At 62.5% G+C, this 21669-nt stretch carries 19 protein-coding genes; 9 read left to right on the forward strand and 10 right to left on the reverse strand.

The window, feature by feature from the left end; genetic code table 11:
• Positions 1-87: 87 nt before the first annotated feature.
• Positions 88-2397, reverse strand: a complete 2310-nt coding sequence (locus tag ACI2KG_RS08635) for an S-type pyocin domain-containing protein (protein ID WP_404661586.1) — start codon at positions 2395-2397, stop codon at positions 88-90.
• 293 nt (positions 2398-2690) lie between these two features.
• Positions 2691-3980 (reverse strand): MFS transporter, encoded by a 1290-nt coding sequence (locus tag ACI2KG_RS08640; protein WP_404661587.1) that lies wholly within the window; start codon positions 3978-3980, stop codon positions 2691-2693.
• A gap of 361 nt (positions 3981-4341) precedes the next feature.
• Here ACI2KG_RS08640 and ACI2KG_RS08645 point away from each other — a divergent pair, with 361 nt between their 5' ends.
• A complete protein-coding gene (locus ACI2KG_RS08645) occupies positions 4342-4740 on the forward strand; it encodes an acyl-CoA thioesterase (protein WP_003253317.1) in 399 nt (132 codons plus the stop codon).
• A 71-nt stretch (positions 4741-4811) separates the two neighbouring features.
• Complete coding sequence (locus ACI2KG_RS08650) at positions 4812-5708, forward strand: D-hexose-6-phosphate mutarotase (protein ID WP_404661588.1); 897 nt, start codon at positions 4812-4814, stop codon at positions 5706-5708.
• 126 nt (positions 5709-5834) lie between these two features.
• Here the strand turns inward: ACI2KG_RS08650 and ACI2KG_RS08655 are convergent, their stop codons facing one another.
• The 5 genes from ACI2KG_RS08655 to ACI2KG_RS08675 all read right to left on the reverse strand — a co-directional run bounded on the left by ACI2KG_RS08655 (position 5835) and on the right by ACI2KG_RS08675 (position 9447).
• A complete protein-coding gene (locus tag ACI2KG_RS08655; RefSeq protein WP_404661589.1) occupies positions 5835-6368 on the reverse strand; it encodes a DUF3299 domain-containing protein in 534 nt (177 codons plus the stop codon).
• A gap of 48 nt (positions 6369-6416) precedes the next feature.
• Complete coding sequence (locus ACI2KG_RS08660) at positions 6417-6662, reverse strand: GlsB/YeaQ/YmgE family stress response membrane protein (protein WP_201199533.1); 246 nt, start codon at positions 6660-6662, stop codon at positions 6417-6419.
• A 96-nt stretch (positions 6663-6758) separates the two neighbouring features.
• Entirely contained in the window at positions 6759-7841 is a 1083-nt protein-coding gene (locus ACI2KG_RS08665) for a 5-(carboxyamino)imidazole ribonucleotide synthase (RefSeq protein ID WP_404661590.1), read from the reverse strand.
• A gap of 10 nt (positions 7842-7851) precedes the next feature.
• Complete coding sequence (gene purE / locus ACI2KG_RS08670) at positions 7852-8343, reverse strand: 5-(carboxyamino)imidazole ribonucleotide mutase (protein ID WP_003253304.1); 492 nt, start codon at positions 8341-8343, stop codon at positions 7852-7854.
• Positions 8344-8514: 171 nt separating this feature from the next.
• Positions 8515-9447, reverse strand: a complete 933-nt coding sequence (locus ACI2KG_RS08675; protein WP_400612911.1) for a LysR substrate-binding domain-containing protein — start codon at positions 9445-9447, stop codon at positions 8515-8517.
• Between the two features lie 182 nt (positions 9448-9629).
• On the opposite strand from ACI2KG_RS08675, the gene aspA reads away from it, so the two are divergent.
• The 4 genes from aspA (at position 9630) to ACI2KG_RS08695 (ending at position 14648) form a co-directional block, all read left to right on the forward strand.
• Positions 9630-11054, forward strand: coding sequence for an aspartate ammonia-lyase (aspA, locus tag ACI2KG_RS08680; RefSeq protein ID WP_201199541.1), 1425 nt, complete (start codon positions 9630-9632; stop codon positions 11052-11054).
• A 228-nt stretch (positions 11055-11282) separates the two neighbouring features.
• Complete coding sequence (locus ACI2KG_RS08685) at positions 11283-12275, forward strand: AraC family transcriptional regulator (protein ID WP_404661591.1); 993 nt, start codon at positions 11283-11285, stop codon at positions 12273-12275.
• Between the two features lie 226 nt (positions 12276-12501).
• The gene (locus ACI2KG_RS08690; protein WP_404661592.1) at positions 12502-13545 is read left to right on the forward strand and encodes a histone deacetylase family protein; all 1044 of its coding nucleotides are present in this window, start codon (positions 12502-12504) and stop codon (positions 13543-13545) included.
• Positions 13545-14648 carry an extracellular solute-binding protein gene (locus tag ACI2KG_RS08695; protein WP_404661593.1) on the forward strand — a complete coding sequence of 368 codons (1104 nt, stop codon included), beginning with the start codon at positions 13545-13547 and terminating at the stop codon, positions 14646-14648. The genes ACI2KG_RS08690 and ACI2KG_RS08695 overlap by 1 nt, the downstream gene beginning before the upstream one ends.
• Before the next feature lie 90 nt (positions 14649-14738).
• Here ACI2KG_RS08695 and ACI2KG_RS08700 read toward each other — a convergent pair whose 3' ends face one another.
• Positions 14739-16271, reverse strand: coding sequence for a PLP-dependent aminotransferase family protein (locus ACI2KG_RS08700; RefSeq protein WP_404661594.1), 1533 nt, complete (start codon positions 16269-16271; stop codon positions 14739-14741).
• A 90-nt stretch (positions 16272-16361) separates the two neighbouring features.
• Here ACI2KG_RS08700 and ACI2KG_RS08705 point away from each other — a divergent pair, with 90 nt between their 5' ends.
• The 3 genes from ACI2KG_RS08705 to ACI2KG_RS08715 are packed head-to-tail and all read left to right on the forward strand — an operon-like array spanning position 16362 to position 18129.
• Positions 16362-16991 (forward strand): FMN-binding negative transcriptional regulator, encoded by a 630-nt coding sequence (locus ACI2KG_RS08705; RefSeq protein WP_404661595.1) that lies wholly within the window; start codon positions 16362-16364, stop codon positions 16989-16991.
• A gap of 12 nt (positions 16992-17003) precedes the next feature.
• Entirely contained in the window at positions 17004-17450 is a 447-nt protein-coding gene (locus tag ACI2KG_RS08710) for a GNAT family N-acetyltransferase (RefSeq protein WP_404661596.1), read from the forward strand.
• Between the two features lie 7 nt (positions 17451-17457).
• Positions 17458-18129 (forward strand): GNAT family N-acetyltransferase, encoded by a 672-nt coding sequence (locus tag ACI2KG_RS08715; protein WP_404661597.1) that lies wholly within the window; start codon positions 17458-17460, stop codon positions 18127-18129.
• Between the two features lie 183 nt (positions 18130-18312).
• Here the strand turns inward: ACI2KG_RS08715 and oadA are convergent, their stop codons facing one another.
• Both oadA and ACI2KG_RS08725 read right to left on the reverse strand, forming a co-directional pair.
• Positions 18313-20121 (reverse strand): sodium-extruding oxaloacetate decarboxylase subunit alpha, encoded by a 1809-nt coding sequence (gene oadA, locus ACI2KG_RS08720; protein WP_404661598.1) that lies wholly within the window; start codon positions 20119-20121, stop codon positions 18313-18315.
• Positions 20122-20132: 11 nt separating this feature from the next.
• Entirely contained in the window at positions 20133-21548 is a 1416-nt protein-coding gene (locus ACI2KG_RS08725; protein ID WP_016489867.1) for an acetyl-CoA carboxylase biotin carboxylase subunit, read from the reverse strand.
• Positions 21549-21669: the final 121 nt, after the last annotated feature.

Below are 21669 nucleotides of genomic sequence, written 5' to 3' on the forward strand. Positions count from 1 at the left end.
AACTTCCGATGAACCTCTGCCGGTATCACGATGCTGGGCGCTGCCTCCAGTAAATCTTTAATTTCACGGGCGGTCAGTTTTGAATAACTATTTATCAAAAAAAATTTGATACGCCCTTCGGGAAACTATATGGTCCACGTCCATGAGGTCATTGATACTTCGTCGACTCAAGTCCTTGTACTCTCCGACCTCCAAAGGCTCCGCCGGCTCATTATTGACCAGCCCCGGCTCAGGCAGGTCCACGTCTCCACCGAATCCAGGAATTATGGCCCCAGTTTCGCCCGGGTTCTCGCCGGGAAGTATTTCAAGACTTGGTTTCACCGGATCGGTGGTTGTCCCTGGCAGAATCCCCGGCTGTTGTGGCGCCTCTGGCAAGCGCGTCGGGCCAAGCAGTTCCGCACCAGGCGCCACTAACGGGGTCCAGTTGTGCGAGGGTTGGCCCTGGACAGGGGCTGCGTCGAATGCCAAGGCCACACTGGCAGCGAACCAGGGCGCGTATGGCTGCACTTCCGGCAACACGCCCTGAGTGTCCGCTGGGACGTGGATGCTCAATTGATCAAGGTTATATAAACCGGAACCTTCACCTGCAGCCCCCGCATGACGCAATTCGAACGCGTGTCGCGCACCACTCCAGCTTGCTCTCGGGGCCACCGGTGGAAAGCCCCTGAAGATTCGACGCTGGTTCACCTCATCGAATTGCCTGAATAGCTCCTGCTCCGCTGCAATGGTCCGCCATACCGCGCTCTCGAAATCCGGCATGCCAGTAAACAGGCGGCCGCGTAGCTGGTTGCCGACCTGTGCCGGGATTGCCAGGCCAGCAATAGCCTCCTTCGCTGGCCACCAGTCAGCACCAGCCACCTGACCACTACCGCCGACCACACCGGTGCCCGCCGGCGACACGGCGAACGAAAAGTATTGGGGCAGTTGGCCTGGGATGCAGACGATGCAGTCATCGAAGCGAAGGTCGACACCAGCACCGACCTCTTCAGCTTGTGGTTCAAGCGCAAGCATCCGGCCGTTGGCTGGGCTTGCCGACACAGCAGCAGCGTTGCCCAGAACGATGGTTTTACTGTCGGGCGTCTGCGCCTCGACCCGGTAGCTGTCGGTGATGGGGTCAAAAACAGCATTCCTGACCCTGACTTCAGGGGCGACTCCAGCACCTGTGGCAGCCACCGCGATTGCACTGCCACCCGGCAAATGTTCGATCTTGATGCGCTGGCCCACAAGGGCCGCCCCACCTGCATCGGCGATAGCCTGAAGGTCCTGCCCTGGCGCAATGCCCAGCAGATCTGCACGCACCCCCAGGCCGTCAAAGTGTCGCCTGCGCTGGGCTTCGGTCAGCTCGCCGTTGCCCAGCGCAGGCGAGTACAGCATGGCGGTAGCCGAGAGGCTGACCGCCTGACCAAGGCGGATAGCTGCAACCCTCAGCACTTCCTTGGCCGCATTGGCAATTGCCTGCTCGATAGCCGTTGCCAGTTCGGCCGCAACCTGAGCCCCTGCCTGGCCAAGCAACACGCCCCCAGCCGATGCCGCCGCAACCGGCACGCTCAGCGTAGCGGCCTCCCTCAGCCGCAACAGGCGTCGATCTTCATCCAGCTGTTGCTTGTAACGGATTCTGGACTCGCGCAGCTCAGCGTACTGCCGCTGGCGCTCCCACTCGGCCTCCTTGGCGATCCACAGCTGTTCCTGCTCGGCATGCTCGACCACCAGCGCAGCTGCACGCTGCGACAGCTGAGTAATGGCCTCTTGCAGTAAACGAGCCTCGGAGGCTGCCACATAGGCACCTTCCCAAGCCTGATGCAGTTGCTGCATCTGCTGCGCCGTAGCCAACCCCGCCAAACGTGCGGCGTAGGCGTTTGCCGCCATGTCGTGGCCTGCAAAAGCCGTAACCAGTGCCTGACGGCGCGCCAGTTCAAGCTGCTTGGCAGCTATGAGCCCATTGGTTTCGTTTCGTGCTTTGGTGATCTGGTAGAGCTGCCAACGCTCACTGCCGTCATACTCTGGCCGCTTGCGCGCCGCCTCGATCTCTTGCTGAAGGGCCTGTGCCAGGCCCTGTGCCTGGCCGGCGAAGTGCACATCGAGTTGTGCACGTCGAACCTCGCGCGCCTGGCTGTGGGCTTCGACCTGTTGCCGGTGCACTGCTGCGAGCATTTCGGCATGAGCCTTGGCTGCCGCCGCCTGGCGTGCCTGCTCCGCAGCCCTGGCTTGCGCCAGAGCAGCAGCTCGTGCCCCGGCACGCTTTTTCCGGCGACGTCGGCTGGAACCGCCAAAGCCGCCACCGAAGCCACCGCCACCGCCAATGCTGAAAAAGCCGCCCCCGCCGCTACTGGAACCGGTGGGGCCTGGGGTGATAACGACATCACCCGTGGAGCTGTCATGAAGTGTGTTTTGGGCCATACAGATTCTCCTTCTCTGTATGGCTCAGGCTGACGATCTAGCGGTTGACGACTGCGTTACATATTCATCTGTTGCTGTTCAGTTCTTTCCGCATGTTTCATGTGTGAAGAAGCGAGCGGCCTCCAACGTTCAAAAGAGGCGCACGGCAGGCGCGGCCTCTTCGCGGGTAAACCCGCTCCCACAGAGGCTGCACAATCTTTGAGATTTTGATCGAGACAGCCTTTCCCACAGGGCCAGCAGTGTACCTGTGGGAGCGGGCGTGCCCGCGAAGAGGCGAGCAGCCGTAGCGCAGATCAGCGCTTATTGGCGAGCAGGTACAGCCCCACCGCCAGACCAACGGCACACAGCCCCGCCACATAATAGGCAGGCGCCATCGGGCTCACCTTCAGCAGTGCGGTCACCACCATCGGCGTCAACCCGCCGAAGATGGCGTAGGCGACGTTGTAGGAGAACGACAGCCCACTAAACCGCACCACCGCCGGGAACGCCTTGACCATCACATAAGGCACCGCGCCGATCACGCCCACGCACAAGCCGGTCACGGCATACAGCGGGAACAGCAGCTCGGGGTGGGTTGGCAGGCTGTGGTAGAAGGCCCAGGAGCTGGCCAGCAGCAGCAGGCTGCCGATCACGAACACCCGGCCCGCACCAAAGCGGTCGGCCAGGCTGCCAGCGCCGATGCAGCCGAAGCTGAGCAGTACGATGGCCATGCTGTTGGCCTTGAGCGAGTCGATCGGGCTGATGTGGTAGATGCTCTGCAGCAACGCCGGAGTCATCAGGATAACCACCACGATGGCGGCTGACAGCATCCAGGTCAGCAGCATCGACAGGATGATCGCGCTGCGATGGTCACGCAGCACGGCGCGCAGCGGCAGCTCTTCGGCCAGCGCCTTGCGCTGCTGCATTTCGGCGAACACCGGGGTCTCGTGCAGCCAACGGCGCAGGTACACCGAGAACAGGCCGAATACGCCGCCGAGCAGGAACGGGATACGCCAGGCGTAGTCGGCCACTTCCTCGGCGCTGTACACGCTGTTGATCAGCGTGGCCACCAGCGAGCCCAGCAGAATGCCGGCAGTCAGGCCCGCCGTCAGGGTGCCGCAGGCGTAGCCGGTGTTGCGCTCTGGCACATGCTCGGAGACGAACACCCAGGCGCCCGGTACCTCGCCACCGATCGCCGCACCCTGGATCACGCGCATCAGCAGCAACAGCACCGGCGCCCACATGCCGATCTGTGCATACGTCGGCAGCAGGCCCATGATCAGCGTCGGCAAGGCCATCATGAAGATGCTCAGGGTGAACATTTTCTTGCGCCCGAGCAGGTCGCCGAAGTGGGCCATGATGATGCCGCCCAGCGGCCGCGCCAGGTAGCCGGCGGCAAAGATGCCGAAGGTTTGCATCAGCCGTAGCCACTCGGGCATGTCGGCCGGGAAGAACAGCTTGCCGACCACCGTGGCGAAGAACACGAAGATGATGAAGTCGTAGAACTCCAGCGCGCCGCCCAGAGCGGACAGTGAAAGGGTCTTGTAGTCACTGCGGGTCAGCGGCCGCGAGGGCTGCTCGATACTGCTCGGCACGGAAGTCATCGCTCGTTGTTCTCTTTGTAGGGCATGCAGGCCGCTTGGCACGCGGCTTCTGGATTGGGAGACAGGCGAAGATAGCAAATTGCCGAGCCCGGCCGAAAGCGATACAAAAACCAAGCGGATATTCATGAATGCGCGGTCGTCGCTGGCCGTTATGCTCTATATACTGGCAAATCGTAGGAAAAGGTTGCCCCTTACGTGGGATGTTGTGCGAAAACGCCGGTCTTTATTGTCAGGCGGTTTCGCAGAGTTTCCGTACGGCCGCCCAGTGAAACGAAATCGGCGTAGTATGTTTCAAGCTGAATCGTTTACCCGGCCTTTGCGCCACACCAACGAAAGCGTCACGGGTCAGAGGCCCCATCGCATGATTGAGCTCGAACAAGAAGATCCTATCCCGCAAGGCGACCTGGCCTTGCAGATCACCGCGCTGCCGCGCGAAACCAACGGCTTTGGCGACATTTTCGGCGGCTGGCTGGTTGCCCAGATGGACCTGGCCGGCACCGCCATGGCCAGCCGTGTTGCCGGCGGCCGTGTGGCCACCGTGGCCATCGACCGCATGGCCTTCCTGGTACCGGTCGCGGTAGGCGCGCAGCTGTCGTTCTATACCCAGACCCTGGAAATTGGCCGCAGCTCGATCCAGATGATGGTCGAAGTGTGGAGCGATGACCCGCTGTCCAGCGAATGGCGCAAAGTGACCGAAGCGGTGTTCGTCTTCGTTGCCATCGACGGCAGTGGCCGCACCCGCTCCGTGCCTCGTCGCTAAGCCTGGCTGGCGGTAAACTCATTGCATGTGCCCGGGTCCAAGGCCCACTGGCAATCAATGAGACGAGTGCAATGGCTACCTTTCAGGTCGTAACCGAGCAACATGGCGAACTCAACTGCTGGCGTATCAGCAGCGACCACGCCGAACTGCTGATCGCCCAGCAGGGCGCGCAGATTCTCAGCTACCAGCGGGTCGGTGAACCGCCGCTGCTGTGGCTGAGCGACCAGGCCATCTTCAGCAAGGGCAAGTCGGTACGCGCCGGGGTGCCGGTGTGCTGGCCGTGGTTTGGCAACTTGCAGCGCAATCCAGAGGCCGTGCAGGCCATGTACCAAGGTGAGCAGGCGCCTGCCCACGGGCTTGCGCGTGCACGCGACTGGCAGTTGCTGGGAATCGAAGAAGTGGGCGAGCGCCTGCGGATCGAGTTCGAACTGCCTGAAGCGCAGGGCGATTTGCCCGGCTGGCCGCATGATGTGGAACTGAAGCTGGTCGTGGAGCTGGGCACAGACCTGAAGCTGACACTGACAAGCCGTAACATGGGCAATAGCCCAGTGACCATCAGCCAGGCCCTGCACAGCTACTTTGCGGTCAGCGATGTGCGACAGGCGCGGGTCGAAGGGGTCGAGGGGCTGAGCTATATCGAGACCCTAGCTGACTGGGAGCAGCGCCAGCAGCAGGGGGCGCTTGAATTTGCCGGGGAGACTGACCGGATCTACCTGGCCACCCCGCCGCAGCTGAGTATTGTCGACCCGCACTGGAACCGGCGGATAACCCTGACCAGCAGCGGCTCGCGTTCGGCGGTGATCTGGAACCCCTGGACTGAGCGGGCCAGGGAGTTGGCGGACATGGCAGATGATGGCTGGCAGCGGATGCTGTGCATCGAGACGGCGAATGTGTGGGATGACCTGGTGGAGTTGAAGCCTGGGGCCAGTCATTCGCTGGGCGTGGTGGTGGCTAGCGAAGCGCTTTGAGCTGAGGCACCCGGGACCGCTGCGCGGTCCTTTCGCGACACAAGGCCGCTCCTACAGGCGACCGCGTGCCCTTGTAGGAGCGGCCTTGTGTCGCGATGGGCTGCAAAGCAGCCCCAATTCAAGGAATCAGAGATCAGCGTCCTCCACCACCCTCACCTTCCCCGCATCCAGCGCATAGGCTGCATCAGCCACATCGTTGCTGACCTTCTCCACCTTCAGCGTGCCGCTGACCCACAGCGGTGTGTAGATGTCGTCGATCTTCAGGCCTTTGGGGTAGCGCACCAGCACCAGCTGGTTCGGCGGCGGTGGTGGCACGTGGATGCAGGCGCCCGGGTACGGCACCAGGAAGAACAGTGTGCTGTTGCCCTTGGCATCGCTCTCCAGCGGCACCGGGTAGCCACCCAGGCGGATGTCCTTGCCGTTCATGGCCGCCACGGTCTTGGTCGAGTACATCACCGCCGGCAGGCCCTTGCTCTGCTTCATGCCGCCCTTGGCAGTAAAGGTGCCCATGGCCTCTGGCGAGTTGTGGTCAATTTCGGGCATTTGCTCAAGCGCTTTCTGGTCCGACTTGGGCATCAGCTCCAGCCAGTCGGTTTCGGGCAGTTCGGCATGGGCCAGGGTGCTGGCCAAAAACAGGGGAACGAGGAAAAAGGCACGCATGGCAATGCTCGGCAACTCGAATGAATTGCCGGGCATTCTAACCAGTATTCAGCGTTTCTTGATGAATCCGTAGATCACCAGCAGTATCACGGCACCGACCAGCGCGCCAATGAAGCCCGCCGCTTGCCCAGCCTGGTAAATGCCCAGGGCCTGGCCGCCATAGGTGGCCAACAGGGAGCCGGCGATACCCAGCAGGATGGTCATGATCCAGCCCATGCTGTCGTCGCCCGGTTTGATGAAGCGGGCCAGCAAGCCGACGATGAGGCCGATGAAAATGGTTCCGATGATGCCCATGGCAATCCCTCTGCAGTGAAGATGGAACAAGCCAAAGCCTAGACAGCGCTTTGGCATGTTGCCATTTCAGAGGGCAAGCCGCGGGCAGAAGTTCGATCAGTTGCTGATCAGAGCCTCTACTTCGGCAATCTTGCGCTCGAGGGTAGCCATGTCGTGGCAGCGCAGGGTGGCGTGGCCAACCTTGCGGCCGACCTTGAAGGCTTTGCCGTAATGATGCAGGTGGCAGCCATCGATGGCGACAACCTTGTCCACGGCCGGCACTTCACCGATAAAGTTGAGCATCGCGCTCTCGCCCACCTTGGCGGTCGAGCCCAGCGGCAGGCCGGCAACGGCGCGCAAGTGGTTCTCGAACTGGCTGCACTCGGCACCTTCGATGGTCCAGTGCCCGGAGTTGTGCACGCGCGGGGCGATTTCGTTGGCCTTCAGGCCGCCGTCGACCTCGAAGAACTCGAAGGCCATTACGCCGACGTAGTCCAGCTGCTTGAGCACACGGCTGACGTAGTCTTCGGCCAGGCCTTGCAGCGGGTGCGCCGCGCTGGCCACCGACAGTTTCAGGATGCCGCTCTCGTGGGTGTTGTGCACCAGCGGGTAGAAGCGGGTTTCGCCATCACGGGCACGCACGGCCACCAGCGACACTTCACCGGTGAACGGCACAAAGCCTTCCAGCAGGCATGGCACGCTGCCCAGTTCGGCGAAGGTACCGACCACGTCTTCTGGCGTGCGCAGCACCTTCTGACCCTTGCCGTCGTAACCCAGGGTGCGGGTTTTCAGCACGGCCGGCAGGCCGATGCTGGCCACTGCCGCGTCCAGGTCGGCCTGCGAGAGGATGTCGGCGAAGGCCGGGGTAGGAATACCCAGATCGCGGAACATGCTCTTTTCGAACAGGCGGTCACGGGCGATGCGCAGCGCTTCGGCGCTGGGGTACACCGGCACGAACTGCGAGAGGAAGGCCACGGTCTCGGCCGGCACGCTCTCGAACTCGAAAGTGACCAGGTCGACTTCGTCAGCCAGCTGACGCAGGTGGTCCTGGTCGCCATAGTCGGCACGCAGGTGCTCGCCCAGGGGCGCGGCGCAGGCATCCGGCGCCGGGTCGAGGAAAGCGAAGTTCATGCCCAGCGGGGTGCCCGCCAGGGCCAGCATGCGGCCCAGCTGGCCGCCACCGATTACACCGATCTTCATGGGTTGAGCCTCAAGCCTGACGCGGGTCTGGGTTGTCCAGCACGGTGTCGGTCTGTTCCGTGCGGAACTGCTTCAGTGCCGCGTGGTACTGCGGGTACTTGGCGCCAAGGATGCTGGCCGACAGCAGCGCAGCGTTGACCGCACCGGCACGGCCGATGGCCAGGGTGGCAACCGGCACGCCCGCTGGCATTTGCACGATCGACAGCAGCGAATCGACGCCCGACAGCATCGACGACTGTACCGGCACGCCGAGCACCGGCAGATGGGTCTTGGCGGCGCACATGCCTGGCAGGTGGGCAGCGCCACCGGCACCGGCGATGATCACCTCGATGCCACGGCCCTCGGCCTCCTCGGCATACTGGAACAGCAGATCCGGGGTGCGGTGGGCGGAAACCACCTTCACTTCGTAGGGAATGCCGAGTTTTTCCAGCATATCGGCGGTGTGGCTAAGGGTGGACCAATCGGACTTGGAGCCCATGATCACGCCAACCAGTGCACTCATCGTCGAGCCTCTTCGCTTGTGCGCCCGTGGGCGCGTCAAAAAACAACAAGCCACGCGGGACGGCCGGCGTGGCTTGTTTGCTGATCAGGACCGGACGCATCCGGTCGAAAGGCCGCGCAGTATACCGTAAGGTGGTGCGTTTAAGGCACCCCGGCGACCAACTGTCGGGCCTTATTTTTCGGGGCTTTGGCTGACTTTCGGGTCAACCGCGGCAGCACCCTCGAGCTTGCGCCATAGCAGCCTGACGTTGGCCTTGCGCACCAACGCGCAGCGGTACAGGCGGATTTCCAGCGGCACGTGCCACTGGCTGCCGCCACAGATCGCCAGTTCGCCGCGCTCCAGCTCGCCACGCATCGACAGCCGCGGCACCCAGGCGATGCCCATACCCTCCAGCGCCATGCTCTTGAGGCTGTCGGCCATGGCCGTTTCATAGACAGTGGTATAGCGCAGGTTGCGCTGGCGCAGCAGCAAGTTGACCGAGCGGCCGAGGAAGGCGCCTGCGGAATACGCCAGCAGCGGCACACTGCCCTCGCCTTCCAGGTCGAACAAGGGCTTGCCCTCGGCATCCACGGCGCACACCGGCAGCATTTCGGTGTTGCCCATGTGCAGCGACGGGAAGATCTCGGCATCCATCTGCAGGGCAGCATCGGGGTCGTAGAACGCCAGCATCAGGTCGCAGCCACCTTCGCGTAATGCATGTACGGCATCCCCTACGTTAGTCGCAACCAGGCGGGTAGCGATGTTCAAACCGTCGTTGCGCAACTGCGCTACCCAACGCGGGAAAAAGCCTGACGCCAGGGAGTGCGCCGCCGCTACCTGCACCACCTCGCCCTGGCCACCCTCAAGGTGATGCAAATGGCGGAGAATTTCGCCCAACTGGTCGACAACAGTGCGCGCCGTTACGAGAAACAGCTGCCCGGCCTCGGTCAATTCGATCGGTGTGCGGGAACGGTTCACCAATTGCAGGCCCAAAGCCGCTTCAAGGCTGCGAATACGCCGGCTGAAGGCCGGTTGGGTAACGAAACGCCGCTCTGCCGCTTGGGAAAAACTGCGGGTAGCGGCCAGTGCGCTGAAGTCTTCCAGCCATTTGCTTTCAAGGTTCACGAAGCACATCTCCCCGCATGCACCAAAATGGAACACGCTCGAATGTCAATTGGCGTCACATGAAACACTATGCCGTTTGTGCATAGGTTAGCGTGCAACAGCATTGGCCGCAAAATCACCTTCAGGCCTAGGATTGGCGCCATTCCGGCATGTGCCGGGTCAAAATCGAGATGATATACATCATGTCCTCCGCTGCATCGTTCCGCGTCGAAAAAGATCTGTTGGGTACCCTTGAAGTTCCTGCTGATGCCTACTACGGCATCCAGACCCTGCGCGCTGCCAACAACTTCCACCTCTCTGGCGTTCCGCTGTCGCACTACCCGAAACTGGTAGTCGGCCTGGCGATGGTCAAGCAGGCTGCTGCTGACGCCAACCGGGAGCTGGGGCACCTGAGCGATGCCAAGCATGCTGCCATCAGCGCTGCTTGCGGCCGACTGATCAAAGGCGACTATCACGAGCAGTTCGTGGTCGACATGATCCAGGGTGGCGCCGGTACCTCCACCAACATGAACGCCAACGAAGTCATCGCCAACATCGCGCTGGAGGCCATGGGCCACCAGAAGGGTGAGTACCAGTACCTGCACCCGAACAACGATGTGAACATGGCGCAGTCCACCAACGACGCCTACCCGACGGCTATCCGCCTGGGCCTGCTGCTGGGCCACGACGCCCTGCTGGCCAGCCTCGACAGCCTGATCCAGGCCTTCGCTGCCAAGGGTAAAGAGTTCGACCACGTACTGAAGATGGGCCGTACCCAGCTGCAGGACGCCGTGCCGATGACCCTGGGCCAGGAATTCCGCGCCTTCGCCACCACCATGACCGAAGACCTGCAGCGCCTGCGCTCGCTGGCCCCGGAACTGCTGACCGAAATCAACCTGGGCGGTACCGCCATCGGCACCGGCATCAACGCCGACCCTGGCTACCAGGCCCTGGCCGTACAGCGCCTGGCAATCATCAGCGGCCAGCCGCTGGTACCGGCTGCCGACCTGATCGAAGCCACCTCCGACATGGGCGCCTTCGTGCTGTTCTCCGGCATGCTCAAGCGTACCGCGGTCAAGCTGTCGAAGATCTGCAACGACCTGCGCCTGCTGTCCAGCGGCCCGCGTACTGGCATCAACGAGATCAACCTGCCAGCGCGTCAGCCAGGTAGCTCGATCATGCCAGGCAAGGTCAACCCGGTTATTCCGGAAGCCGTCAATCAGGTGGCCTTCGCCATCATGGGCAACGACCTGGCCCTGACCGTCGCTGCCGAAGGTGGCCAGCTGCAGCTGAACGTGATGGAGCCGCTGATCGCCTACAAGATCTTCGACTCGATCCGCCTGCTGCAACGCGCCATGGACATGCTGCGCGAGCACTGCATCGTTGGCATCACCGCCAACGAACAGCGCTGCCGTGAACTGGTCGAGCACTCGATCGGCCTGGTCACCGCCCTGAACCCTTACATCGGCTACGAAAACGCCACCCGTATCGCCCGCGTCGCCTTGGAAACCGGCCGCGGTGTGCTGGAACTGGTGCGCGAGGAGAAGCTGCTGGACGAAGAGATGCTCAACGACATCCTGCGTCCGGAAAACATGATCGCTCCACGTCTGGTGCCGCTGAAGGCGTAACCCGGCTGCTGCAAACTGTCTCACCAGGTTAAGGGACTAGACACCTCTCAACCTTTCAAGGCCCGAGCCAATGGTTCGGGCCTTTTTTTATGCCTGAGGGATTTTGGGGCTGCTGCGCAGCCCTTTCGCGGCACAAGGCCGCTCCCACACGGGCCGTACAGTGGCCCCACCGGGTAACGGCACACAACTTGCTCCATAATGCGTCCCAGGCCCACGGGATTACCCAGCATGCTGCACAGCCACCTGACCACCCTCAACGCGGTATCGCTGATCCTCAACGTCTTCCAGGCAGACGGTTGCGAGGCTTCGGCGCTGCTGGCCGGCAGCGGCATCGGCCCGGCCGACCTGGGGCATGCCGATGCGCGCATCACCACCCAGCAGGAACTGCAGGTGTGCGCCAACGCCGTGGCCCGACGCGAGGACATCGGGCTGGAACTGGGCCAGCGCATGCATGTGTCGTGCTACGGCATGCTCGGTTACGCGTTGCTCTCCAGTGCCACTTTGGGTGACGCCTTGCGCCTGGCGTTGCAGTATCCGGCACTGCTGGGAACAGTCTTCAAGCTAGGTTTGCGCGACGATGGCCAGCGCGTATGGTTCAGCGCCAGCGATTACCACGACAGCCCGGCACTGAGCGCATTCAATGCCGAGTTCTGCCTGGTGTCGCTGAAAGTCATCTGCGACGACCTGCTCGGCCGCCCGTTGCCGCTGCTGGGCGCGCGCTTCGAGCACGCCCGCCCTGGTTACCACGCGCGCTATGCCGGTGCATTCCAGTGCCCGATCGTTTTTGCTGCCGAGGACAATGCCTTTGCTTTCGAAAAGCGCTGGTTGGACATGCCGCTGCCACTGGCTGACCCGATTACCCACAAGGCCATGAACGAACGCTGCCGGCGCCTGAACCTGGAATTCACGGGTCGCCAGGCCTGGCTGGGGCGGATTCGCCAGTTGCTGACGCAGCAACTGGACGCTGCACCCGGCCTGGATGGGCTGGCACGGCAGATGAACTGCTCATCGCGCACATTACGCCGGCATTTGCAGGCGCTGGGCAGCAGTTATCAACAGCTGCTGGACGAACTGCGGTTCGAGCGGGCCAAGCAATTGCTGGCCGATGAGCAAATGCCGATCTACCGGATTGCCGAGACTCTGGGGTTCAGCGAGACGGCCAGCTTTCGGCATGCCTTTCAGCGTTGGAGTGGTGTGGCGCCCAGCCATTTTCGCGGTTGACCTGTTCCGGCCTCTTCGCGGCGGTTCGACGCCTCGATAAACCCGCTCCTACAACGATAGCGGTCCCTTGTAGGCGCGGGTTTACCCGCGAAGAGGCCGGTGCAAGCCACCCCAACCCGGCCAATGACCTTGGCCACATCGATCCCCTTTTGGCCGTTTGCGTCGTTCTCCCCCACTGGCCCGCCCATGACAATGGACCCACGCCAGTCCCCACCGGAGAACAACAATGCTGACGATCTATTCCGATGACCACCGCCTGCACCACGGCCGCTGCGAGCTGATCGACGGCAAGCTGATGCCCTGCTTCGAAATGCCTTCGCGCGCCGACCATGTGCTCGACCAGGTGAAACAGCGCAAGCTCGGTGACATCAAAGGCCCTGTCGACTTCGGCCGCGCGCCGTTGCTGCGGATTCACAGCGCCGACTACCTGAACTTTTTCGAAGGCGCCTGGGCGCGCTGGGCCGCACTGGGCCAGGAAGGCGACCTGCTGCCGTTCACCTGGCCTGCACGCACCCTGCGCCAGGTAAAACCCACCGGCCTGCACGGCGAACTGGGCTACTACAGCTTCGACGCCGGGGCGCCGATCACCGCCGGTACCTGGCAGGCCGCCTACAGCGCTGCCCAGGTCGCACTCACTGCACAAGCGGCGATCCAGCAAGGCGCGCATTCCGCCTTCGCCCTGTGCCGCCCACCAGGGCACCACGCTGCTGGCGAGGTGATGGGCGGTTACTGCTATTTGAACAACGCCGCCATCGCTGCCCAGGCCTTCCTCGACCAAGGCCGGCGCAAGGTCGCCATCCTCGACGTCGACTACCACCACGGCAACGGCACCCAGGACATCTTCTACAGCCGCGACGACGTGTTCTTCGCCTCGATCCACGGCGACCCGCAGGACGAATTCCCGTTCTTCCTCGGCTATGCCGATGAAACCGGCGCCGGTGCCGGCGAGGGCTGCAACATCAACTACCCATTGCCCGCCGGCAGCGACTGGGCCGCCTGGAGCGCCGCCCTGGAAGACGCCTGCCAGCGCATCGCCAGCTACGACGCCGACGTGCTGGTGGTCTCGCTGGGTGTGGACACCTTCAAGGACGACCCGATCTCGCAGTTCAAGCTGGACAGCCCCGACTATCTGGAAATGGGCAAGCGCATCGGCCAACTCGGCAAGCCGACCCTGTTCGTGATGGAAGGCGGCTACGCTGTGGAAGAAATCGGTATCAACGCGGTCAATGTGCTGGAAGGCTTCCAGCGCGCCCAGCCAGGAGCCCGGTAATGGTCCGACTCAAGCGTCTGCTCGCCCCGTTCATCGCTGCCACACTGTTCACCGGTGCCCTGCACGCGCAAGCCGAGCAGCGCACCTTGCGTGTGTATAACTGGTTCGATTACATCACCCCGCAGACCTTGACCGACTTCCAGAAGGACAGCGGCGTCAAACTGATCTACGACATCTTCGACACCAACGAGGCGCTGGAGGCGAAGCTGCTGACCGGCAACTCCGGCTATGACGTGGTGGTGCCGTCCAACGTGTTCCTCGCCAAGCAGATCGAAGCCGGGGTGTTCCAGCCGCTGGACCGCAGCAAGCTGCCGAACTGGCAACACCTGGACCCGGCACTGATGAAGCTGATCGAGGCCAATGACCCGGGCAACAAGTTTGCCGTGCCGTACATGTACGGCACCGTGCTGATCGGTTTCAACCCGGCCAAGGTCAAGGCAGCGCTCGGCGAAAACGCGCCTGTGGACAGCTGGGACCTGATTTTCAAGGAAGAGAACATCGCCAAGCTCAAGCAGTGCGGCGTAGCCCTGCTCGACTCACCTTCTGAAATCCTGCCATTGGCCCTGCAGTACCTGGGCTTGCCGCCAAACAGCGACAAACCGGCCGACTACAAGAAGGCCGAGGCGCTGATGCTGAAGATTCGCCCCCACATCACCTACTTCCATTCCTCGAAGTACATGGCTGACATTGCCAATGGCGATATCTGTGTTGCGGTGGGTTACAGCGGCAGCTTCTCGCAGGCCGCCAACCGCGCCCGCGAAGCGAAGAACGGCGTGGAGGTGGACATGCGCCTGCCCAAGGAAGGTGCGCCGATCTGGTTCGACATGCTGGCGATACCGAAGAACGCGGCCAATCCGGAAGACGCCCATACGTTCATCAACTACCTGTTGCGGCCAGAGGTGATTGCACCGATCAGTGACTTTGTCGGCTACCCGAACCCGAACAAGGATGCCACCGACAAGGTGAACCCGGCGATTCGCAACAACCCCAACCTGTACCCCACGGCGGAGGCGATGGCCAAGTTGTATACCCTGAAGCCGTTGCAGCGTGATGCTGAACGGGCACGGACCAGGGCCTGGACGCGGATCAAGTCCGGGACCTGAGTTGGATTCTTCGCGGGTGAACCCGCTCCCACAGGGTCTGCGGCGCATCTGAATGTGGGAGCGGGTTTACCCGCGAAGAGGCCGTCAGCCTCAACCTTTGCGCCAAGCCTTACGCAGCTTCATCAACGCCTCGGCAATCTCCCCCTCCGGCACCGCCGCAAACCCCAACACCAACCCCGCACGCTTATCCACAGGCACCTCACTGTCCGCCAACCAGAAATTGCTCAGCGGGGTCACCTCGACTCCTACCGCTTCCGCCTTGGCCACCAGCGCCTGCTCACGAGCAAAGTTATCCACACCCACCTTCACATGCAGCCCGGCCGCCACTTCCGGCATGGCGCCCAACCCCGGAATGTCCATTGGCCAGCCTGCCTTGAGCACATTCCGCCGACTTAACGCTGCCTTGCGCATCCGGCGGATATGCCGCTGAAAATGCCCGCGCGCCATGAACTCGGCCATCACGCACTGAGTACTCACCTCCGAATGCCTCACCGCCAGCGCCTTGCCCTGGCTGAACGCCCGCACCAACTGCGGCGGCAACACGAGGTAACCCAGGCGCAACGCCGGAAAGGCGATCTTGCCGAACGTACCGACGTACAACACCCGCCCGTGCCGGTCGAGCGCCGCAAGCGGGGCCAAGGGCGCGCCGCTGTAACGGTACTCGCCGTCGTAGTCGTCTTCGATGATCCAGCTATCGTTGCGCTCGGCCCAGGCCAGCAACGCCAAACGCCGCGCCAGGCTCATGGTCACCCCGGTCGGGTACTGGTGCGCCGGTGTGACATAGGCCAGCCGGCAGCCCACCAATTGCCCAAGCTGGCCGCAGTCCATACCCTCTTCGTCCACCGGCACACCACACACCTGCGCGCCGGCCAAGGTAAAGGCGTGACCCGCCGCCCGGTAACCCGGGTTTTCCACAGCCACACTGTCGCCAGGTTGCAGCAGCAACTGTGCACAAAGGCTGATGGCTTGCTGCGCACCACTGGTGATCACAATTTGTTCAGCCGTACAACTTAGCCCGCGCGAACGACGCAGATAGGCGGCGATCAGTTCACGCAGCGCCGGCTCGCCTGCCGGGTCACCATAACCCAGCTGCGCGGGCGATGGGTTGCGCCAGAAACCACCCTGTAGCTTGGCCCAGACGTCGAACGGGAACAGGTCGAACGCCGGAATGCCAACGCGAAAAGCGCGCGGGGCACCACTTCGCGGCGGCGGCAAATGGTTAGTTTTCAACCGCTGCAAAGGCTCGCTGAAATACCGCTGGCTGGATAAATCCTCAGTATGCGCAGGGCAATATGTGGATAACTCTGTTGATAACCCCAGGGATAACCCTGTGGATACTTGTGTGGATAGTTTTGGCAGCTGGCTTACGTAGGTGCCATCGCCAACCCGGCTTTCGATGTAGCCCTCGGCATACAGCTGGTCATAGGCACGCACCACGCTGTTGCGTGACAGCGCCAGCATCGCGGCCAGATCGCGGGTGGCCGGCAACCGCGTGCCGCTGCTCAGGCGCCCGTCCAGTACCCGTGCGCGCAGCGCCTGGTACAGCTGCTGGCTTAGCCCGCGGCGGCGATCCAGGGCGATTCCGGCGGGGTCGAAAGGCAGGATGAGGGGGCGCTCGCTCATGGCATTGGACCTATGAAATCAGCTGGTAATGGCTCTTACCCAGAACCAATAGCCTGCCTAGGATGAAGCCATTCGACAAGGACCCTGCCCATGTACAACAGCAAGCCCCACCAGGAACACGACCTCGGTCGCCTGCACCAGCACATGCTCGACACCCGCCTGGCCGTTTTGGTCAGCCACGGCGAACAGGGCCTGCTGGCCACGCACATGCCGGTGCTGGTCAATACCACCGAAGGCAAGTTCGGCACTGTCTATGCGCACCTGGCCCGGGCCAACCGCCAATGGCAGGACCTGGAGCAAGGCGGCGAAGCCTTGCTGGTATTCCCCGGTGACGATGCCTACGTCAGCCCCAGCTACTACCCGAGCAAGGCCGATAACCCCCAGGTGGTGCCGACTTGGAACTACCTGGCCGTGCACGCCTATGGCCCGGCCGAAGTGATCCATGAAGCCGAGCCGTTGCTATCTATCGTCAGCCGCCTTACCGACCGCCACGAGCACGGCCGCAGCAAGCCGTGGAAAGTCAGCGACGCCCCTGCCGATTACCTCGAGGGCATGCTCCGCGCCATCGTTGGCATCCGCCTGCCGATCGCCCGCCTGCAAGGCGCACGCAAGCTCAGCCAGAACCGTTCCAAACAAGACATCGCCGGCGTGCGCGAAGGCCTGAGCGCCAGCCCCGATCAAATGGACAACCAACTCGCCGCGCACATGCGCCAACTCTGAAGGAATAGCCCCATGCCCAGCGTTACCCTGCGCCCTGTCACCGCTCAAGATCACGCCGCCTGGCATGCCCTGTGGCAAGCCTACCTGCACTTCTACGAAACCGAGTTGGCCGATGAAGTCAGCCTCAGCACCTGGCAGCGCCTGCTCGACCCCAGCGAGCCAACCCACTCGGCGCTGGCCTGGGTCGATGGCAAGGCGGTGGGCATGGTCAACTTCATTTACCATCGTTCCAACTGGAGCATCGAGAACGCCTGCTACCTGCAGGACCTGTACGTGCACAGCACGCAGCGCGGCCTGGGCATTGGCCGGCAGCTGATCGAGCATGTCTACAGCACCGCCAAGGCCGACAACTGCATCAAAGTGCACTGGCTGACCCACGAAACCAACGCCACCGCCATCAGCCTGTATCAACAGGTTGCCGAGCGCTCGGGCTTCATTCAATTCCGCAAAGGCTTGTAGGCCGAACATGACAGATGCATTGAACTGGAAACCCGCCGCAACGCCCCAGGCCGAGCCCATCGAGGGCCGCTTCATCCGCGTGGAAAAGCTCGACCCCGTACGCCACGGCGACGACCTGTGGGCAGTGCTGCAAGGCCCGACCTCCGACCCGGTGCTATGGGACTACCTGCCCTATGGCCCGTTCACCGAGCGTACCGCCTTCGACCGTTGGCTGGACGGCAACGCCGCAGGTCGCGACCCGCTGTTCTACACCGTCATCGACCGCCCCAGCGGCCAGGCCCAGGGCATTCTCAGCCTGATGTCGATCGTGCCCGACCACGGCCGCATCGAAATCGGCCACATCGCCTTCGGCGCGGCCATGCAACGCACGCCCAAGGGCACCGAGGCGGTTTACTTGCTGGGCAAGCTCGGTTTTGAGCTGGGCAACCGTCGGCTGGAATGGAAGTGCAACAATGCCAATGCCCGCTCCAAGTGCGCGGCAGAGCGGTTCGGGTTTACTTTCGAAGGGGTGTTCCGTAAACACTTAGTGGTGAAGGGCCATAACCGTGACACGGCGTGGTATTCGATTACCGATGATGAGTGGCCGCAGGTGGCTGCCGGGTTTGAGCGGTGGTTGAGTGAGGAGAACCAGCAGCCAGAGGGCCAAGTGGAAACCCTCGAGGCTTGCCGCAAAGACTGATTTTTGCGTTGGTTTGACCGGCCCTATCGCCGGCAAGCCAGCTCCCACAGGATTACCTCAATGTCGGAACCTGTGGCAATCCTGTGGGAGCTGGCTTGCCGGCGATAGGGCCATCAAATGCAGCACAAAAAAAGGGGAGCATCCGCTCCCCAGAGGTAAACCGCTTGTAGATGAGGGCCTGAATCAGCCCTCGATCTCGATCAGAATTTCACCCGGCGTGACACGGTCGCCCTTGGCCACATGGATGGCCACGACCTTGCCGGCGATGGCCGCCTGCACTTCGGTCTCCATCTTCATGGCTTCAGTGATCAGCACCGCCTGGCCGGCTTTAACCATGTCGCCTTCCTTGACCAGCACATCGACGATGTTGCCTGGCATGTTGGTGCTGACGTGACCCGGCTCGGTGGCCTGCTTGCGCTTGCTGCCGCCGCCACCCACGAATTCGTTGAGGGGTTCGAACACCACTTCTTCCGGCATGCCGTCGATCGACAGGTAGAAGTGACGCTTGCCTTCGGCCTTCACGCCCACGCCGGTGATGTCGACGCGGTAGGTTTCACCGTGCACGTCGATCACGAATTCGGTCGGTACGCCTTCACCGCCCGGGGCCGCCACGGCGCCAGCTTCCGGAATTGGCAGCAGGACTTCAGGGGTCAGGGTGCCGGCTTCGCGCTCTTCGAGGAATTTGCGGCCGATGTCCGGGAACATGGCGAAGGTCAGCACGTCTTCTTCGCAACGGGCCAGGGCGCCGATGTCACCACGCAGCTTGGCCATTTCCGGCTTGAGTAGGTCGGCCGGGCGCACGTCGATCACTTCTTCGCTGCCGATGGCCTGGCGGCGCAGTTGCTCGTTGACCACACCCGGAGCCTTGCCGTAACCGCCTTGCAGGTACAGCTTCACCTCGTTGGTGATGGTCTTGTAGCGCTCGCCGGCCAGCACGTTGAAGAAGGCCTGGGTGCCGACGATCTGCGAGGTCGGGGTCACCAGCGGTGGGAAACCAAGGTCCTCGCGCACACGCGGGATCTCAGCCAGCACTTCGTTCATGCGGTTGAGGGCGCCCTGCTCCTTGAGCTGGTTGGCCAGGTTGGAAATCATGCCGCCCGGCACCTGGTTGACCTGCACGCGGGTGTCCACGGCGGTGAACTCGCTTTCGAACTGGTGGTACTTCTTGCGCACGGCGTAGAAGTACAGGCCGATTTCCTGCAGCAGTTCCAGGTCGAGGCCGGTGTCGAACTCGCTGCCCTTGAGCGCAGCAACCATCGACTCGGTACCCGGGTGGCTGGTGCCCCAGGCGAAGCTGGAGATGGCGGTGTCGATGTGATCGGCACCGTTTTCCACAGCCTTGAGCTGGCACATGGCAGCCAGGCCGGCGGTGTCGTGGGAGTGGATGAACACTGGCAGCGACTGCTCGGCCTTGAGCGCCCTGACCAGCTCGCCGGTAGCGAATGGCGTCAACAGGCCGGCCATGTCCTTGATCGCGACCGAGTCGCAACCCATGGCTTCCATCTGTTTGGCCTGGGCCACGAAGGCGTCGATGGTGTGCACCGGGCTGACGGTGTAGGCTATGGTGCCCTGGGCGTGCTTGCCGGCAGCCTTGACCGCTTCGATGGCCACGCGCAGGTTACGCACATCGTTCATGGCGTCGAAGATACGGAACACATCGATGCCGTTGACTGCTGCCTTGGCGACGAAGGCCTTGACCACGTCGTCGCTGTAGTGGCGGTAGCCCAGCAGGTTCTGGCCACGCAGCAGCATCTGCAGGCGGGTGTTGGGCAGTGCTGCGCGCAGCTTGCGCAGGCGCTCCCACGGGTCTTCCTTGAGGAAGCGTACACAGGCGTCGAAGGTGGCACCGCCCCACACTTCCAGCGACCAGTAGCCGACTTTGTCGAGCTTGTCGCAGATCGGCAGCATGTCTTCGGTACGCATGCGGGTGGCCAGCAGGGACTGGTGGGCGTCGCGCAGGATCGTGTCGGTTACGTGAATTTTCTTGGACATTATGGGGTTCCTCACAGGCCTGCGTGGGCGGCGATGGCGGCGGCGATGGCCAGGGCCAGCTCTTCGGGTTTGCGCTTGATCGAGTAATTGGTCAGTTCCGGGTGGCTTTCGACGAAGCTGGTGTTGAACTGGCCGCTACGGAATTCCGGATTGCGCAGGATTTCCTGGTAATACGCGGCGGTGGTCTTCACCCCTTGCACGCGCATGTCGTCCAGGGCCCGCAGGCCGCGGTCCATGGCTTCTTCCCAGGTCAACGCCCACACCACCAGTTTCAGGCACATGGAGTCGTAGAACGGTGGAATGGTGTAGCCGGTATAGATCGCCGTGTCGGTACGCACACCCGGGCCGCCAGGGGCGTAGTACCGGGTGATCTTGCCGAAGCTGGGCAGGAAATTGTTTTTCGGGTCTTCGGCGTTGATACGGAACTGCAACGCGTAACCACGGTGCTGGATGTCTTCCTGCTTCACCGAAAGCGGCAGGCCCGAGGCGATGCGGATCTGCTCACGGACGATGTCGATACCGGTGATTTCCTCGGTGATGGTGTGTTCCACCTGCACCCGGGTGTTCATCTCCATGAAGTACACCTCGCCATCGGCGAGCAGGAACTCCACGGTACCGGCGTTCTCGTAGTTCACCGCCTTGGCTGCACGTACCGCCAGGTCGCCGATGTAGGCGCGCTGCTCGGGGGTGAGCTGTGGGCTTGGGGCAATTTCGATGAGCTTCTGGTTACGGCGCTGGATCGAGCAATCGCGCTCGAACAGGTGCACCACGTTGCCAAAGCTGTCACCGAGGATCTGCGCCTCGATGTGCTTGGGGTTGACGATGCACTTTTCCAGGAACACTTCGGCCGAGCCAAAGGCTTTGGTCGCCTCGGAAATAACCCGTGGGAAGTTCTGTTCCAGTTCTTCACGGCTGTTGCAGCGGCGAATACCACGGCCACCGCCACCGGAGGTCGCCTTGAGCATTACCGGGTAACCGATGCGCTCACCTTCGCTCAGGGCTTCATGAATATCGGCAACGTTGCCTTCGGTGCCCGGGGTTACCGGCACACCGGCGGCGATCATGGTGCGGCGCGCTTCGGTCTTGTCGCCCATGCGACGAATCACGTCGGCGGCAGGGCCGATGAACTTGATCCCGCGCTCGGCGCAGATCTCCGCCAGTTCGGCGTTTTCCGACAGGAAACCATAGCCTGGGTGCAGGGCATCACAGCCGGTTTCCACAGCCAGGTTCACCAGCTTGCGCGGGTTCAGGTAACCGGCCAGTGGCTCGGCACCAATGCTGTGTGCTTCGTCGGCACGCTTGACGTGCAAGGCGTGGCGGTCGGCGTCGGAATAGATCGCTACCGAGCGAATGCCCATCTCGGCGCAGGCACGCACGATCCGAACTGCAATTTCACCTCGGTTGGCGATCAGGATTTTTTTTATCACTGGAGTCTTCCCAAAGCCGTAGGAACAGTCGAGCCGGTTCTACCGGTCGGCGCGTGACCAGGCGTTGCTGGCCAGTCGCACATTCACCCTAGCGCTGTAGGTCGATAAACAAAAATCAATA

This window comes from Pseudomonas sp. NPDC089407 (assembly GCF_044900445.1).
GTDB lineage: Bacteria > Pseudomonadota > Gammaproteobacteria > Pseudomonadales > Pseudomonadaceae > Aquipseudomonas.